At 71.8% G+C, this 15535-nt stretch carries 16 protein-coding genes; 5 read left to right on the top strand and 11 right to left on the bottom strand.

Going from position 1 to position 15535, the window contains the following annotated elements; all coding sequences use genetic code 11:
• Positions 1-9 precede the first annotated feature (9 nt).
• From BJY17_RS08690 to BJY17_RS08720, 7 genes are all read right to left on the bottom strand, one after another.
• Positions 10-1035 carry a Gfo/Idh/MocA family protein gene (locus BJY17_RS08690; RefSeq protein WP_179550995.1) on the bottom strand — a complete coding sequence of 342 codons (1026 nt, stop codon included), beginning with the start codon at positions 1033-1035 and terminating at the stop codon, positions 10-12.
• Positions 1032-2069, bottom strand: a complete 1038-nt coding sequence (locus BJY17_RS08695) for a Gfo/Idh/MocA family protein (protein ID WP_179550996.1) — start codon at positions 2067-2069, stop codon at positions 1032-1034. The genes BJY17_RS08690 and BJY17_RS08695 overlap by 4 nt, the downstream gene beginning before the upstream one ends.
• An 8-nt stretch (positions 2070-2077) precedes the next feature.
• Positions 2078-2914 carry a carbohydrate ABC transporter permease gene (locus BJY17_RS08700; RefSeq protein ID WP_179550997.1) on the bottom strand — a complete coding sequence of 279 codons (837 nt, stop codon included), beginning with the start codon at positions 2912-2914 and terminating at the stop codon, positions 2078-2080.
• Positions 2907-3860 carry a carbohydrate ABC transporter permease gene (locus BJY17_RS08705; protein ID WP_179550998.1) on the bottom strand — a complete coding sequence of 318 codons (954 nt, stop codon included), beginning with the start codon at positions 3858-3860 and terminating at the stop codon, positions 2907-2909. The genes BJY17_RS08700 and BJY17_RS08705 overlap by 8 nt, the downstream gene beginning before the upstream one ends.
• On the bottom strand, positions 3857-5122 hold the full coding sequence (locus tag BJY17_RS08710) for an ABC transporter substrate-binding protein (RefSeq protein WP_179550999.1): 1266 nt from the start codon (positions 5120-5122) through the stop codon (positions 3857-3859). The genes BJY17_RS08705 and BJY17_RS08710 overlap by 4 nt, the downstream gene beginning before the upstream one ends.
• 64 nt (positions 5123-5186) lie before the next feature.
• A complete protein-coding gene (locus BJY17_RS08715; protein ID WP_179551000.1) occupies positions 5187-6416 on the bottom strand; it encodes a Gfo/Idh/MocA family protein in 1230 nt (409 codons plus the stop codon).
• On the bottom strand, positions 6410-7603 hold the full coding sequence (locus tag BJY17_RS08720) for an ROK family transcriptional regulator (protein ID WP_179551001.1): 1194 nt from the start codon (positions 7601-7603) through the stop codon (positions 6410-6412). The genes BJY17_RS08715 and BJY17_RS08720 overlap by 7 nt, the downstream gene beginning before the upstream one ends.
• A gap of 227 nt (positions 7604-7830) precedes the next feature.
• Here BJY17_RS08720 and BJY17_RS08725 point away from each other — a divergent pair, with 227 nt between their 5' ends.
• Together BJY17_RS08725 and BJY17_RS08730 are read left to right on the top strand one after the other, a co-directional pair.
• Positions 7831-8583 (top strand): spermidine synthase, encoded by a 753-nt coding sequence (locus BJY17_RS08725; RefSeq protein ID WP_179551002.1) that lies wholly within the window; start codon positions 7831-7833, stop codon positions 8581-8583.
• Between the two features lie 60 nt (positions 8584-8643).
• Positions 8644-9498, top strand: coding sequence for a spermidine synthase (locus BJY17_RS08730; RefSeq protein ID WP_179551003.1), 855 nt, complete (start codon positions 8644-8646; stop codon positions 9496-9498).
• An 18-nt stretch (positions 9499-9516) separates the two neighbouring features.
• Here the strand turns inward: BJY17_RS08730 and BJY17_RS08735 are convergent, their stop codons facing one another.
• The 4 genes from BJY17_RS08735 to BJY17_RS08750 form a co-directional block, all read right to left on the bottom strand.
• Complete coding sequence (locus tag BJY17_RS08735) at positions 9517-10569, bottom strand: NAD(P)-dependent alcohol dehydrogenase (protein ID WP_179551004.1); 1053 nt, start codon at positions 10567-10569, stop codon at positions 9517-9519.
• 68 nt (positions 10570-10637) lie between these two features.
• Complete coding sequence (locus BJY17_RS08740; protein WP_179551005.1) at positions 10638-11498, bottom strand: 5-oxoprolinase subunit C family protein; 861 nt, start codon at positions 11496-11498, stop codon at positions 10638-10640.
• A gap of 58 nt (positions 11499-11556) precedes the next feature.
• Positions 11557-12189: a 5-oxoprolinase subunit B family protein gene (locus BJY17_RS08745; RefSeq protein WP_179551006.1), complete on the bottom strand. Its 633-nt coding sequence runs from the start codon at positions 12187-12189 to the stop codon at positions 11557-11559.
• A complete protein-coding gene (locus tag BJY17_RS08750) occupies positions 12186-12962 on the bottom strand; it encodes a LamB/YcsF family protein (RefSeq protein WP_218889871.1) in 777 nt (258 codons plus the stop codon). The genes BJY17_RS08745 and BJY17_RS08750 overlap by 4 nt, the downstream gene beginning before the upstream one ends.
• Positions 12963-13011: 49 nt before the next feature.
• Here BJY17_RS08750 and BJY17_RS08755 point away from each other — a divergent pair, with 49 nt between their 5' ends.
• The 3 genes from BJY17_RS08755 to BJY17_RS08765 all read left to right on the top strand — a co-directional run bounded on the left by BJY17_RS08755 (position 13012) and on the right by BJY17_RS08765 (position 15535).
• Positions 13012-14262 (top strand): PQQ-dependent sugar dehydrogenase, encoded by a 1251-nt coding sequence (locus BJY17_RS08755; protein ID WP_179551007.1) that lies wholly within the window; start codon positions 13012-13014, stop codon positions 14260-14262.
• An 82-nt stretch (positions 14263-14344) separates the two neighbouring features.
• Entirely contained in the window at positions 14345-14842 is a 498-nt protein-coding gene (locus tag BJY17_RS08760) for a SprT-like domain-containing protein (RefSeq protein WP_179551008.1), read from the top strand.
• A gap of 81 nt (positions 14843-14923) precedes the next feature.
• The gene (locus BJY17_RS08765) at positions 14924-15535 is read left to right on the top strand and encodes a CGNR zinc finger domain-containing protein (protein WP_322789784.1); all 612 of its coding nucleotides are present in this window, start codon (positions 14924-14926) and stop codon (positions 15533-15535) included.

Below are 15535 nucleotides of genomic sequence, written 5' to 3' on the forward strand. Positions count from 1 at the left end.
GGCGTTCGTTCAGGCTGTCGCGAGCACGACCGCGGGGGTTCCCGAGCGCACCGACCGCTTCGCCGCGTCGACGATCGCGAGCGTGCGCACCCCGACCGAGCCGTCGGGGCTGGGCGCCCGCGACTCGCGGATCGCGCCGAGGAACTCGTCGATCATGAGCCCGTCGAGATCGGTGCCGAAGGCGTCCCAGGTCGCGCCGCCCTCGGCGTACCCCGAGATGTGGGCGGCGAACGGGTCGATCCGCATCGATCCGCGCGTGCCGTGCACCTCGAGGGTGAGCCCGCCCCAGGTGGCGGCCGAGTCGGGCTGGCTCCACGAGCAGTCGATCGTCGCGATGACGCCCGACGGGTAGGCGATCGACACGACTCCGCCGGTCTCGACCTCGACGCCTCGATCGGCGTGGAGGATGCGGTTCGCCGTCGCGTAGACCTCCTGCGCGGGTTCGCCGAGGAGCTCGTCGAGCAGGTCGGCGCAGTGCACGACGTGGTCGACGAGCGCGCCGCCGCCCGCGGCCGCCTCGGTCGTGAACCAACTGCGGTCGAGCGGGATCTTGCCGTTGTTCGTGCCCGAGACGGCGACGACCTCACCGAGCTGCCCGGCCCGCACGCGGGCCACGAGCTCGCGGAACGACGACGCGAAGCGCACCGGGTACGCCGTCATGAGCGACACGCCCGCCGCCGCGGCCGCGTCGACCATCGCGAGCGCGTCGCCGACCTCGGTGGCGATCGGCTTCTCGCAGAGCACGTGGGCACCGACGGCGATCGCCGCGAGCGCGAGCTCGCGATGCCTCGCATTCTCGGCGGTGACGATCACGCCGTGCGGCGCGCGCGCGAGCACGGCGTCGACGTCATCGAGGTACTCGATGCCGAGGCGCTCGGCGAGCTCGGCGCCGCGCTGCGTGCCCGCGTCGTACGGCGGGAGGTCGGTGCCCACGACCTCGATGCCACGCTCGACGAGCACGCGGGCGTACGCCTCGACGTGCGGGTGGGCGAACGACAGGATGCCGATGCGCAGGGGCTCGCTCGTGCGGCTCATGCGCGGGCTCCGATCAGGGCGTCGTCGGTCGAGGCATCCGTCGCCTCGTCTGCGGGGTCGAGTTCGACCGGCAGGCCGGTCTCGACCGACTCGAGCGCGGCCTCGGCGATGCGCACGGCGCGAACGCCGTCAGCGCCGTCGACTCGAGCGGCGCCGCCCGAGCGGATGGCCCGCACGAAGTCGGCGATCTCGGCCGAGTAGGGGCTCTCGGCACCGCTCGTCTCCGGCAGGTATCCCCCGCCGTCGATGGGCGGCAGTGCCGAGCGCATCGTGTCGTCGCGCATCGAGTCGAACCGCAGCACTCCGCCGTCGCCCGCGAGGTCGAAGCAATAGGAGAAGGGCAGTGCCGGGCTCCCCCAGGTGCCGTGCACATGGCTGATCAGCCCCGACTCGTGGTCGAGCACGACCTGCGCCGCGACCACCGGGGCCGCCGTCTCGCCGCCGCGTCGCAGTCGTGCGAACACGCGGCGCACCGGCCCGCCGAGCCACTCGGCCTGGTCGAGGTCGTGGATCATCTGGTCCATCACGATGCCGCCCGAGACGGCGTCGTCGAAGAACCAGCGCGACTGCGGCGCGGCGCTCTGCCGCCGGAAGCGGAAGACCGCCGGCCGGCCGATGCGCCCGGCCGCGATCGCGCCGCGCGCTGCGAGGAACTCGGGGAAGTACCGCACGACGTGCGCCGGGAAGAGTCGCACCCCGGCCTGCTGCGCCGCGTCGACGACCGCGGCCGCATCGGCCGCGGTGCGGGCGAGCGGCTTCTCGCAGACGACGTCGATGCCGCGGCCGATCGCGGCGAGCGAGAGCTCGGCGTGCGTCGCGGTAGGCGTGACGATGTCGACGACGTCGACCTCGGGCCAGAGCTCGTCGAGCGAACCGGCGACCTCGAGTCCGTACTGCTCGGCCAGTGCCTCGGCGCCGGCCTCGGAGTACACGGTGACCTGCGCGCCGAGCGCGAGCCATCCGGGCACGTGGGCGTGGGAGATCGCGCCGGCCCCGATGAGGCCGACACGGAGGGAATCGTTGCGCTGCGTCATCCGCTGGCTCATTTCAGTCCGGAGAATGCGACGCCGTCGATGACCCGGCGCTGCATGATGAGGAAGAGGATCAGCACCGGCGCCATCGCCATCATCGCGGCGGCGAGCAGCATCGGGTAGTCCGTGATCGTGCGTCCGCTCGTGAGCGTCGCGATGCCCGCGGAGAGCGGCATGCTCTCGGCGCTCGTCGCGACGATGAGCGGCCAGAGCAGGTCGTTCCACGACCACAGCACCGTGATGATCGCGAGCGCCGAGAGTCCGGGCTTCGCGAGCGGCAGCATGATCTTCCAGAAGATCTGGAACTGGTTCGCGCCGTCGAGGCGCGCGGCCTCCTCGAGCTCGGGAGGGAGCCCCATGAAGAACTGGCGCATCATGAACGTGCCGAAGGCGCTGAAGATGCCGGGCGCCGCGATGCCGATGACGGTGTTCAGCCAGCCGAGCCCCTGGATGATCTGGTACTGCGGCAGCAGGTAGACCTGCGGCGGCACCATGAGGATCGCGAGGATGAGGGCGAGCACGACCCCCTTGAACGGGAAGTACATGCGCGCGAACGCGTAGCCGGCCATCGAGCACAGCACGAGCTGGCCGACCGTGCGGATCACGGTGATGCCGACCGACACCCAGAACTGGCTGAGGAACGGCACCCGGTCGAACACGTTGAGGTAGTTCTCGGGCTTGAACTCCGACGGCCAGAACGACGGCGGGACGGAGATCACGTCGGCGTTCGTGCCGAGCGACATGATGAGCTGCCAGGCGAACGGGAAGATCATGACGACCGACCCGATCGTGAGCACGACGTAGGCGATCGTGTTCGACTCGCGCGCGCCGACGCGACGCTTAGACATAGGTGACCCATTTCTTCTGGAGTCGGAACTGGAGCAACGTGAAGATGCCGACGAGGAGGAGGATCACGACGCCGATCGCGGCCGCGTACCCGTTGTCGCCCGTCTTGATGTTCGTGAAGAAGTAGTAGACGACCGATTGGGTCTTGTCGATGGCGGGGTTCTGGGTGCCCATGAGGGCGTAGAGCAGGTCGAAGACCTGGAAGCCCGCGATGACCGTCATGACCGAGACGAAGAAGATCGAGGGCGTGAGCAGCGGCACCGTGATCGTCGTGAACTGCTTCCAGCGCGTCGCGCCGTCGAGCGACGCGGCCTCGTAGAGCTCGACGGGGATGCCCTTCATTCCCGCCGACAGGATGATGAGGTTGAAGCCGAGCGAGATCCAGATGCCGACGAGCGCGACGGCGACGAGGGCGACGCCCTCGGTCGAGAGCCAGCTGGGACCGTCGATGCCGATGAGGGAGAGTGCGTAGTTCAGGATGCCGAAGTCGCCGTTGTAGATGATGCGCCACACCATGGAGATGGCGGCGGGCATCGCGACGTAGGGCAGGAAGAAGGCGGTGCGGAACAGGTTCGCGAAGCGCAGGCCCGGGCGGTTCAGGAGGCTCGCGAAGTAGATCGCGAGCGGCACGCCGCAGAGCAGCATCGCCGTGTACCCGAGGGTGTTCAGGATGGCGCGGCCCATCGTGGCATCGCCGGCGAGTTCGATGTAGTTGTCGAGCCCGACCCATTCGGAGTCGCCGAAGGGGCCCCACTCGGTGAAGCTGAACCAGAGGTTGCGAACGATCGGCCACAGGTAGAAGAGGGCGATGCCCGCGAACAACGGCAGGACGAAGACGAGCGCCCAGCCGAGGTCGCTGCGGCCCCGGCGTCTGCCGCGGCCGGCCGGCGGGGCCGGCGCCGCAGCTGGAGCTGCGACGCCGGCCTCACGGACTGCTGAGGAGGTCATTCGTTCTCTTCGGCCAGTGCTTCGTTCATCTTCTCGGCCAGTTCCTTCGCCACGTCGGCGACGGGGCGCTCGCCCGAGAAGGCGGCGGGGAGCAGTTCGTTCTCGAGCTGGTTCCACGCTGCGGTGTTCTTCGAGACGGGGTACGGGAACGAGGAGTTCTCGGCCTCGTCGAGGAAGACCTGCAGGTTGTACGGCGCCGACTCGATGAAGGCAGTCTGCGTGCCGGTGTAGGCGGGCAGTGCCGCGCCGGCCTCGGCCTGGATGACCGCGGCGCGCTCGGAGGCGAGGAACTCCTGGAACGCCAGTGCGGCGGCCTTGTTCTTCGACGACTTCGCGACGACGTTCGCCAGACCGTGGATGACGGTGGCCTCCTGTTCGTTCTTGGGCAGCGGCGCGACCTCGATGTCGTCGACGATCGCGGACTCGCGGAGCTCCGCGTTCGACCAGGTGCCCGACCAGAACATGGCCGACTTGCCGTTGACGAACCACACGTTCTGCGGGGTGTCCGACAACTGCTGGAGCGTCGGCGCCGAGCCGTCGGCGATGAGGTCGGCGACGAACTGCAGGCCCTCGATCGCCTCGGGGCTGTCGTAGCCCGACGTGGTGCTGTCGGCGGAGATGACCTCGCCGCCGGCCTGGAGGATGGTGTTGTAGTAGACCTCCTGGCCGCCCGAGAGCCCGTTGACGGTGCCGTAGACGCCATCGGCCTTCAGCGCGTCGGAGATGGCCTTGGCCTTCTCGTGGAACTCGTCCCAGGTCCATCCCTCGGTCGGGTACTCGACGCCTGCCTGGTCGAAGAGGGCCTTGTTGTAGAAGACCGCGACGGTGTCGTAGTCCTTCGGCACGCCGTACTGGGTGCCGTCGAACGAGTAGAGGTCGTTCAGCGCCTGCGGGTAGTTCGCGGGGTCGACCGCGTCGGTCACCGGCTCGAGCTTGTCGTTCGAGGCGTAGAGCTGGAAGTTCGGGCCGTTCATCCAGAAGACGTCGGGCAGGGTGTCCGACGAGGCCTGCGTCTGGAGCTTGCCGAAGAACTCCGAATACGGCGTGACGTCCTTCTTCACCGTGATGTTCGGGTACTCCTCGTTGAACTCCGCGATGATCGTGTCGATCGCCGCTTCCTGGGTGGCATCCCAGAACGCGTAGTTGATCTCGGCGGTCATGTCCTTGTCGGCGGTCGACGTCGACCCGCCGTCGTTGGACGAGCATGCGGTGAGTAGAAGTGCCGTGGCGGCGACTCCGGCCAGTAGCGCTGTGCGGCGCATGGGTGTTCTCCTCCGGTTAGAGTGGGCGGGATCGCCCGATGTGCAGGTGATTGCGGGTGACGAGTCACCCACCGGTCGGTGCGGTGTGCGCCGCGCCGACCGGGTCCCCGGCCCCCTCGAAGTAGCCGACGGCGCCCGAGGGCAGCGCGGGCACATCACGGGGTTCCGACGAGTTTCGAAGCGAGTCCGTCGCCGCGGCCGCCGTCGCGACCGCGTGACGCGCGGCGATGGGCGAGGTCTCGGTGGGGATGCCCTCGCGCACGAAGCGGAGGAACTCGGTGACCGTGCGGAGGTCGGCATCGCCGTGTCCGCCCTCGTCGCCGACGATGGGGTGCTCCAGGTCGCCCTCCGGTCGGTAGACGCGGCGCTCGTTCCAGACCCGCACGACGCCGCCGTCGGTGTCGCCGAAGTTCTCGAGGCGGCCCTTCGTGCCGATGACGGTGTAGTTGCGCCAGTAGTCGGGCGTGTAGTGGCACTGCTCGTACGAGGCGTAGACCCCGTTGTCGAGGTGCATGAGCACCATCGACAGGTCTTCGACGTCGATCACCGGGTTGAGCTCTCGCTGCTCGAGCGGCGGCCAGTTGTCGAGGCTGAACCACTCGGGCATCGTGCGGTCGGAGTTGTCGCGCCGATCGGCGATGCCTCCGTAGAGGGTGTCCCCGCCCATGCCGACCACTCGGGTCGTGTAGCCGCCCGCGAGCCAGTGGATGACGTCGATGTCGTGCGCGCCCTTCTGCAGCAGCAGGCCGTTCGACCTCGCCCGCTCGGCATGCCAGTCCTTGAAGTAGTAGTCGCCGCCGTTGCCGACGAAGTGGCGGCACCAGACGGCCTTGACCTCGCCGATCTCGCCGCGCGCGATGGCGTCGCGCATCGTGCGGATGACCGCCATGTGACGCATGTTGTGGCCCACGTAGAGCTTCGCGCCGGCGCCGATCGCGGCCTCGAGCACGGCATCGGCGTCTTCGGTGGTGGTGGCGAGCGGCTTCTCGACGTACACCGCGATACCCGCGCTGAGCAGGTCGATGGCGACCTCGGCGTGCGTGTCATCGGGCGTGAGCACGAATGCCCCGTCGATGGCGAGCCCGGACGCGAGCAGCTCGGCGGTGCTCGCGAAGGCGTCGGCGGTCGCCGACAGCGCTTCCCGGCCGCGAGCGATCGCCGCCGCGTCGGGGTCGACCAGCGCGACGATCTCGCCGAGGCCGGAGGCCGGGGCGTGCTGCGCGAGGTTCGACCTCGCGCCGCATCCGATCACGGCAAGTCGGAGCGGATGCCCCGGCCCGTCGGTGTTCACCATTCGAAGTCCTTTCCATTGGAGTCGAGCGCATCGCCGCCGTCGGGCCGACGCAGCGCCGGCATGGGCACCTCGTGGACTCCGTAGACGAGCTCCGAGCTGAGGTCGAACGCCCGCGAGAGGGCGCCGAAGGCGATCGAGTCGATGCCGAGTCGCGATGCCACGATCGTCGGTGCGAACGGCAACGAGACGAGCCCGGCGACCGCCGCGTCGAGCGGCTTCACGAGCCGGTCGCCGGCGCGCGACATCGGGCCGCCGATGACCACGAGGTCTGGGTCGATCGTCTGGGCGAGCACGACCACCGTGTCGGCGATGCCCGCGATGAACGCGTCGACCTCCGCCACGGCCTCGGCATCGCCCGCATCGGCCAGTTCGAAGACCCCGCGTGCGGTCGACGCGGTGCGCCAGAGCAGGTGTCCGCGCTCGTCGAGGGGAACCCGGAGACTCGCATCGCCGAGTTCGCCCGCGGCGTTGTGGCTGCCGCGGCGCAGCCGGCCGTCGAGCACGAGTCCCGCGGAGATCTGGCTGCCGATGAGCAGGAAGATCATGTCGTCGGCGAGCCGAGCCGAGCCGAGCCGCTGCTCGGCGAGCGCGGCGAGGTTCACGTCGTTGTCGAGCGTGACCGGGCAGCCGAGGAGGGCGGCGAGCTTGCCGCCGACGTCGACGCCCTCCCAGTCGGCGAAGCCGTGGGAGATCCAGATGCGACCGTCGGCGCGTACGAGGCCGGTGACGCCGATGTGGGCGAAGATGAGCCGGTGGGCGGGGGCGTCGGCGAGGCGGAGCGCCTCGGCGACGAGCAGGCGCACGGCCTCGATGCGTGCACTGCCGTCTCGCGGCACGGGTCCCTGGTGCTCGATGCGAGCGGCCACGGTGCCCGAGAGGTCGGCGAGGATGACCCGCATACCGGCGATGCCGACATCGACGCCCGCGACGTAGCCGGCACCGCCGACGAAGCGGGAGACCCGGGCCGGACGGCCGGCGCCGCGGTGCCCGTTCGTCTCGTCGGTCGCGACGAGGCCCCGCGCCGCGAGATCGGCGAGCGCCGCTTCGACCGTGGGCCGGGAGAGGCCGGTGGCGCGTGCGAGCTCGGAGACCGCGGCAGGGCCGTGGTCGCGCAGCTGAAGGGCGCAGCGCGCCGTGTTCGCACGGCGCAGTGCGCCGACGCGGTGCTCGTGCGTGCCGGGCTCCATCGCTGCTCCTTCGGGTTCGCCGACGGGGCATGCCTCGGCGCATCTTCTATTTCGCAAGCGGCTTGCGTAATAGCTTGGGGTCGAGTGAACCACAGTGGTCGGATGTCTGTCAATCGCTTTTGCCAGAGCAGTCGCGGGTCACCCCGAGGAGTCACCGAAAAAACGCAAGGCGGTTTCAGATATACGCGCATCACGCACTGTCGTGCGGCGCATGACACGATGCAGTCATGGCGCGGCACATCGAGTTCGAGGCGGATGTCTTCTCGAAGCACGGGTTGACCCTGCTCGTCGACGGCACCGCGCAGTCGCACGTCGACCCGCTCGACCCGACCCACCTGTTCTTCGAGTACACGCGTCGCATCGGCCACGTCATCGACGCGTCGGGCACGACCGATGCGCCCCCGCGGGTGCTGCACCTCGGCGGCGGCGCGCTCACGCTCGCCCGCTACGTCGCTGCGACCCGCCCCGGGGCCTCGCAACTCGTGGTCGAGCTCGACCGCGAACTACTCGACGCCGTGCTCGAGCGACTCCCGCTGCCGGAGGGCGCGCACGTCGACCCCGTCGTCGGCGACGCGGCATCCGTCATCGTGACCCTCGACGGCGGGTTCGACCTCGTCATCGTCGACCTCTACGCGAACCTGCAGGCGCCGGCGTTCGTGGCGACGGTCGAGTTCATGGGCGGATGCCTCCGGCTCCTGTCACCCGGCGGGGTGCTCGCCGTCAACGTGGCCGATGCCGCGGGGCTCGGCCGGCTCCGCGACCAGGCTCGCGCGATCGCACGGGCCGCCCCCGCGGCAGCGCTCCTCGTCGCGGGCGATCCGACCGTGCTGTCGGGCGCCGAGGAGGGCAACGCCGTGCTCGTCGCCGCGCCCGACGGGCTGCCGCACGGCCTCCGCGAACGGCTGCTCGCCCATGGCCCGCATCCGGCCGAGGTGCTCGACGGCGACCGGCTCGACTTCGTGCTCTGGGGCGCCTGCTGATCCGGGTCGCCCGCCCCGGCGAGCGCAGCGCGAGCGAGCCCGCGCGGTAGCGTGGCATCCGTGTCAGAGCTCGAACGCCGTCTCGCCGTCAGCGGCCACCTCGCCCGGCTCGAGGAGTCGCGCCAGTCCCCGGGCTCGTGGACCCTCTACGTCGACGGCACCCCGCAGTCGCACGTCGAACTCGACCGCCCCGACTGGCTCGGCTTCGAGTACGTGCGACGCATCGGGCACGCGGTCGACCTCGTGCGGCCCGAGGGGCAGCCGATCACGGCGGTGCACCTCGGCGGCGGGGCGCTCACGCTCCCCCGCTACGTGGCGGCGACCCGGCCGGGCTCCCGGCAGCAGGTGGTCGAGCTCGAGTCCGACCTCGTCGAGTTCGTGCGCGAGCACCTGCCGCTGCCCCGCGGCGCGCAGGTGCGGGTGCGCCATGGCGACGCCCGCGAGGTGCTCGCGAAGCTGCCGGCGGGCCTCGACGGCGCCGTCGACATCGCGATCGTCGACATCTTCGCTGGCGCACGCACTCCCGCGCATGTGACGAGCGCCGAGTTCTACGGCCTCGTCTCGCCGCGGCTCGCTCCCGGCGGCATCGTTGCGGTCAACGTCGCCGACGGCGCCGGTCTCGCGTTCGCCCGGTCGCAGGCAGCGACCCTCGCCCACGTCTTCGAGCACCTCGCGATCGCCGCCGACACCTCGATGCTGAAGGGCCGCCGCTTCGGCAACGTCGTGATGTACGCCTCGCACGACGAGCTGCCCTTCGCGGGCCTGCCCCGCCGCCTCGCGAGCGACCCGTCGCCGGCGAAGCTCGTCGACGGTGAAGAGCTCCGCCGGTTCATCGCCGGCGCCCCCGTCGTGACCGATGCCACGGCGGTGCCGTCGCCCCCGCCCGCGCGCTCGGTGTTCCTCTCGAAGCCCTGATGCGCGCGCATCCGCAGCTCAGTCGCGGAAGGTGGCCGCGTCGATGACGAAGCGGTACCGCACGTCGGAGGCGAGCACGCGCTCGTAGGCGGTGTTGATCTCCGATGCCGGGATCACCTCGATCTCGGCGCGGATACCGTGCTCCGCGCAGAAGTCGAGCATCTCCTGCGTTTCGCGGATGCCGCCGATGTTGGAGCCGGCCAGGGTCTTGTTGCCGCCGATGAGCGACATCACGCCGACCTCGAGCGGCTCGCCGGGCGCGCCGACGCACACCATCGCCGCGCCGGCGTCGAGGAGCGACAGGTACGCGTCGAGGTCGATCACGGCGCTGACCGTGTTGAGGATGACATCGAACGAGCCGCGGAGCTCGGTGAACGTCGCCGGGTCGGAGGTCGCGCGGTAGTGGTCGGCGCCGAGGCGCAGCCCGTCGTCCTGCTTGCTCAGCGTCTGGGACAGCACCGTCACCTCGGCACCGAGTGCGTGCGCGAACTGCACGCCCATGTGCCCGAGGCCGCCGAGCCCGACGACCGCGACGCGCGTGCCGGGGCCGACCTTCCAGCGCCGCAGCGGTGAGTAGGTGGTGATGCCGGCGCACAGCAGCGGTGCGGCGACATCGAGGGCGAGGGCCTCGGGAATGCGCACCACGAACGACTCGGTCACGACGACCTGCTCGGAGTAACCGCCCTGGGTGACGGTGCCGTCGCGGTCGGCACTGCCGTAGGTGAAGACCGGACCGTCCACGCAGAACTGCTCGTCGCCGCGGAGGCAGTTGCGGCACTGCCCGCACGAGTTCACCATGCAGCCGACGCCGACCCGGTCGCCGACGGCGTGCCGCGTCACCGCGTCGCCGATCTCGGCGACGATGCCGGCGATCTCGTGGCCGGGGGCGAGCGGGTAGTGCTGCGACCCCCAGTCGCCGCGCACCGTGTGGATGTCCGAGTGGCAGATGCCGGCGTACGCGATGTCGATGCGCACATCGTTCGGCCCGAGCGCGCGGCGCTCGATGCGGGTGCGCTCGAGCGGAGCGGCCTCGCTCGGCGCGGCGTAGGCGTATGCGGTGACGACGGTCATCTCGATCTCCTCGATGCTGGGTCGCGCGGGCGCGCCTGCTCGACGCTACACGCGCCCGCCGACGAGGGTCACCCGTGCCGGAACCGCACCTCCTGGCCGGGGCGGAGCTGGGCGACGGCGTCGAGCGAGGCCGGCGCGACGATCGCGATGACGGGATAGCCGCCGGTGACCGGGCGGTCGGCGAGCAGGATCGTCGGCCTGCCGTCGCCCGCGACCTGGATCGAGCCCGGCACGGTGGCCTCGCTCGCGAGCTCACCGGTCGCCTGCCGTTCGAGCCCCGGGCCGACGAGCCGGGCGCCGACCCGGTCGGCCTGCTCCGAGAGACGCCAGCCGGTGTCGAAGAGCGCGGCGCGCGCGGCATCCGTGAACCAGTCGGCCCTCGGCCCGGGCAGCAGCGCGAGGGTCGCCGCACCCGCCGTCGGCGGGAAGGCGGCCTCGCGATCGAGCAGGGGCACGGATGCCGCGGGCGCCGCGCCGATCTCGAGCACGCGCCCCGCGGCCACGGGTGCCGGGCCGATCGCCGACAGCGTGTCGCGCGAGCGGGAGCCGAGCGCCGCCGGCTCGTCGACGCCGCCGCGCACCGCGAGCAGGTACCGCGCACCGCGTTCGGCCGGGCCGATCTCGAGCACCGCCCCCGCGACCGCGCGACCGGCGGTGTACGGTGCGAGCGGCCGGCCCGCGAGGGTCACGCGGCCCCAGGCACCCGTGACGGCGACCCAGGTCTCGTCGTCGAATCGGGCACGGAACCCGCCCATCAGGATCTCGAGCCCCGCGGCGCCGTCGGGGTTGCCGACGAGCCGGTTCGCGAGGGCGAGGGCCGCCCGATCGAGCGCGCCCGACCTCGCGACCCCGAGGTGCGCGAGCCCAGGCCTGCCCAGGTCCTCGACGAGCGCGAGCGCACCCGGCGCCTCGACGGTGAACCGGGTCATGGCCGACCGGAGTCTTCCACGAATGCGAGCGCACCCGGCGCCTCGACGGTGAACCGGGTCATGGCCGACCGGTCTCCCGGAAACGCACCCGGCGCCCCGGTGCGAAGAGCGCCGGCGACTCCGCGGCGGGGTCCCAGAGCGGCGCATCCGTGCGACCGATGACTCGCCAGCCGCCCGGACTCTGGCGCGGGTAGACCCCGGCGAAGGCCCCGGCGAGTGCGACGGCCCCTGAGGGCACTCTGGGGCGCGGCGCATCGAGCCTCGGCACCTCGAACGGCCAGTCGTCGCTCACGAGATAGCCGAACCCCGGCGCGAAGCCGATGAACGCGACCCGCCATTCGACGGCCTGGTGCCGGGCGACGAGGGCCTCGGTCGAGACGCCGAGGAGGGCGGCGGCACTCCGGAGGTCGTCGCCGTCGTACACGACGTCGACGGTCACCTCGTCGGCGACGTGGCCCGACCTGCGGGCCGCGGCCTCGGCCGGGATGCGCCGCACCCACGTCGCGGCCGACTCGAGCGGCAGGCGCTCGGGGTCGACGGCGACGAGGATCGTGCGCGCCGCGGGCACGAGTTCGACGAGGCCGACCGGCGGCTCGGCCGCGAGCGCATCGTGCAGCGCGAGCACCTCGTCGAGGCTGTCGCACTCCACGAGCAGGGCGGCATCGCCGCTCGGCAGCAGGCGGCGGCTCACGCGAACGCCTCGATCTGGAACCCCGCCCGTTCGAGCGCGGTGCGCACCGCCCGTGCGATCGCGACGGCGCCGGGGGTGTCGCCGTGCAGGCACAGCGAGTCGGCGTCGAGCTCGACCCGGCTGCCGTCGTCGGCGGTGATGCCTCCGGTCTCGGCGATCTCGAGCGCCCGATCGGATGCCGCGGCGGGATCGTCGACCACGGCGCCCGGCTCGCCTCGGGGCAGGAGGGAGCCGTCGGCCGCGTAGCCCCGGTCGACGAAGGCCTCGCGGGCGTAGCGGAGGCCGGCGGCATCCGCGCCCCTCGCGATCGCGCCCGACGGCGGCCCGAGCACGGTGAGTGCGGGGTCGAAGGCGGCGAGGGCCTCGACGAAGGCGTGGGCGGCCGAGTGGTCGGAGGCGAGCCGGTGGTAGAGCGCGCCGTGCGCCTTGACGTAGCGCACCTTGGTGCCGGCTGCGCGGGCGATGCCGTCGAGCGCGCCGAGCTGCACGAGGAGCTCGGCGGCGATCTCGACCGGACTCGTGTCGAGCGCACGCCGGCCGAACCCCGCGAGGTCGCGGTAGCCGGGATGCGCACCGAGCGCGACGCCGTGCCCGGCGGCGAGACGAGCGCTCGCGAGCATCGTGACCGGGTCGCCCGCGTGGAACCCGCAGGCGATGTTGGCGCTCGACACGAGGGCGAACATCGCCGCATCGTCGCCGAGGCGCCACGCCCCGAAGGACTCTCCGAGGTCGCTGTTCAGGTCGATGCTGTTCGCATCGTTCTCGGCGGGCATGCTCCCATTCTGGCGCGGACTCGGGGCACACTGGAGTGAGGAGGACGGGATGGCGCGTACTCGGGTTCCGCACGGCGGCTGCACCGCCGACGACGCAGGCACCGACGCGGGCACCGGCGCGCGGCGCCGATCGGGGCCCGTCGGGCGCGCGGCATCCGCTGCCGGTCTGCTGCTCTCGGTCTCGCTCGGCCTGCTCGCGGCGTGCACGCCCGCGCCCCCGCTGCCGACCCCGACGCCCCTGCCGAGTTCCGCGCCGCCGTCGACGGCTCCGCCCGCGACGCCCGCGCCCCCGCCGCCCGTGCTCACGCCGTCGGGCGCCCCCGAGCCGATCGCGGCCGAGCTCGACGCGCCGTGGTCGATCCTCGTGCTGCCGAACGGCGGCGTGCTCGTGAGCGAACGCGACCGGGGCACCGTCGTCGAGGTGCTGCCCGACGGATCTCATCGCGTGGCGGGCACCGTGCCCGGCGTCGTGGCCGGCGGCGAGGGCGGGCTGCTCGGGCTCGCGTTCCTGCCGGGCGACGGCGACCGTCCCGACCGGGTCTACGCGTACCACACGGCCGATTCCGAGAATCGGGTCGTGCGGATGCCGCTGACCGGCGCCCCGGGATCACTCGCGCTCGGCGGCTCGGAGGCCGTGCTCACCGGCATCCCGCGCGGCGGTGCGAACCACAACGGCGGCCGCATCGCCTTCGGTCCCGACGGCCTGCTCTACGTCACGAGCGGCGACGCGGGCAACCGGGATGCCGCGCAGGACCCGGGTTCGCTGTCGGGGAAGATCCTGCGGGTCACCCCCGACGGCGCCGCCGCGCCGGGCAACCCGTTCGGCAACGCCGTGTGGTCGCTCGGGCACCGCAACCCGCAGGGCATCGCCTGGGATGCGAACGGAGGGCTCTGGGCCGCCGAGTTCGGGCAGAACACGTGGGACGAGCTGAACCGCATCACCCGCGGCGCCAACTACGGCTGGCCCGTCGTCGAGGGCGTCGCCGGCGACCCGCGGTTCGTCGACCCCGTGCTGCAGTGGTCCACGGCGGAGGCGAGTCCCAGCGGGCTCGCGGTGATCGGCGACACGCTCTTCCTCGCCGCGCTGCGGGGCGAGCGACTCTGGACGATCGCGCCCGCGACCACCGGCGGCGCGCTCGAGTCGGCATCGTGGTTCACGGGCGACCTCGGCCGCATCCGCGACGCCGCGGCCGCCCCCGACGGTTCCCTGTGGCTCATCACGAACAACACCGACGGACGCGGCTCACCGGGTGAGGGCGACGACCGGCTCTACCGGGTGCCGCTCGCAGCGGCGGGCTGACCGCAGCACCCGCGGATCCGCCACCCGATCGGGGGTCGCAGGTTCCTCCCCCGTGACCCTCGTCGGGACTATTCTCTGTTCCATGGCGGATCTCGAGCGGGTGCGACGATGGGCCGAAGCCCTCATCGTGCTCCATCTCGACGCCGCGACATGGAGTTTCGCGTTCGACAACGCGAAGAAGCGCGCGGGGCTCTGCAACTACACCGAGAAGCGCATCTCGGTGTCGCGCTACCTCGCCGCCCGCTACGACGACGACGAGATCCACCAGATCCTGCTGCACGAGGTCGCGCACGCGCTCGCCGGCCCCCGCGCGGGGCACGGGCCGAAATGGGCCACGGTCGCCTCGGGGCTCGGCTACGTCGGCCGGCGCACGCATGACGGCGAGGTCGCCCATGAGCTCGCACCGTGGGTCGGGCATTGCCCTGCGGGCCACGAGCACTTCCGGTACCGCGAGCCGCAGCGTCAGTTGAGCTGCGGGCTGTGCCGACGCGGATTCGACCGGGCGAACCTCATCGTGTGGCGTCGACGCGAGATCACCGCGGCCGTGCGACGCCGGGCAGCGAGTGCCGCGAACGGCTGAAGATATTCCGGGGCGCGCATGCGCGCCCCGGAACCCGTCACCTCGTCGGATGGTCCCGCCGGCACCGGCTAGATTGGTGGCGTGCCCGTCTCAACCGTCTCGATCCCCGTCGGGCAGTGGTTCACCACCGCCGAGGGCGTTCGCTGGTGGTTCGATTCGGGTTCGTTCGCGCTCGATTTCGCCTACACCGGCCAGATCGGCGGACTCCGCACCGACGAACAGCTGCACGCGCCCGACGACCTCACGCACTGGCTCCACGAGCGCTTCCCCGTCGCCATCGGCGCCGCACGTTCGCGCGACCTCTTCGACGCGATCGCACTGCGCGACGCGATCAGCCGCATGGCGGTCGCCGTGAGCGACGACGCTCCGGTGCGCCCGGCCGACATCGACCTCGTGAACCTCTACGCGGCGACGCCCGACGTACCGCCCACCCTCGCGGGCGGCACCCGTCAGGCGGGGCGATCGGTGCAGACCGTGGCGCAGGCGCTCTCGACGATCGCACGAGACGCCGTCGACCTCTTCTCGCCCGACAACGCCGAGCGCATCCGGTGCTGCTCCAGCGCCGACTGCGACGTCGTCTACCTCGACACCTCTCGCGCGGCGAGCCGTCGCTGGTGCTCGATGCAGCGCTGCGGCAACCGCGCGAAGGTGCGCGCCCACCGGGCCCGCAAGGCGGAGCGCGCAGCGGCCTGA

It is taken from the genome of Agromyces hippuratus, assembly GCF_013410355.1.
Taxonomy (GTDB): Bacteria; Actinomycetota; Actinomycetes; order Actinomycetales; family Microbacteriaceae; genus Agromyces; species Agromyces hippuratus.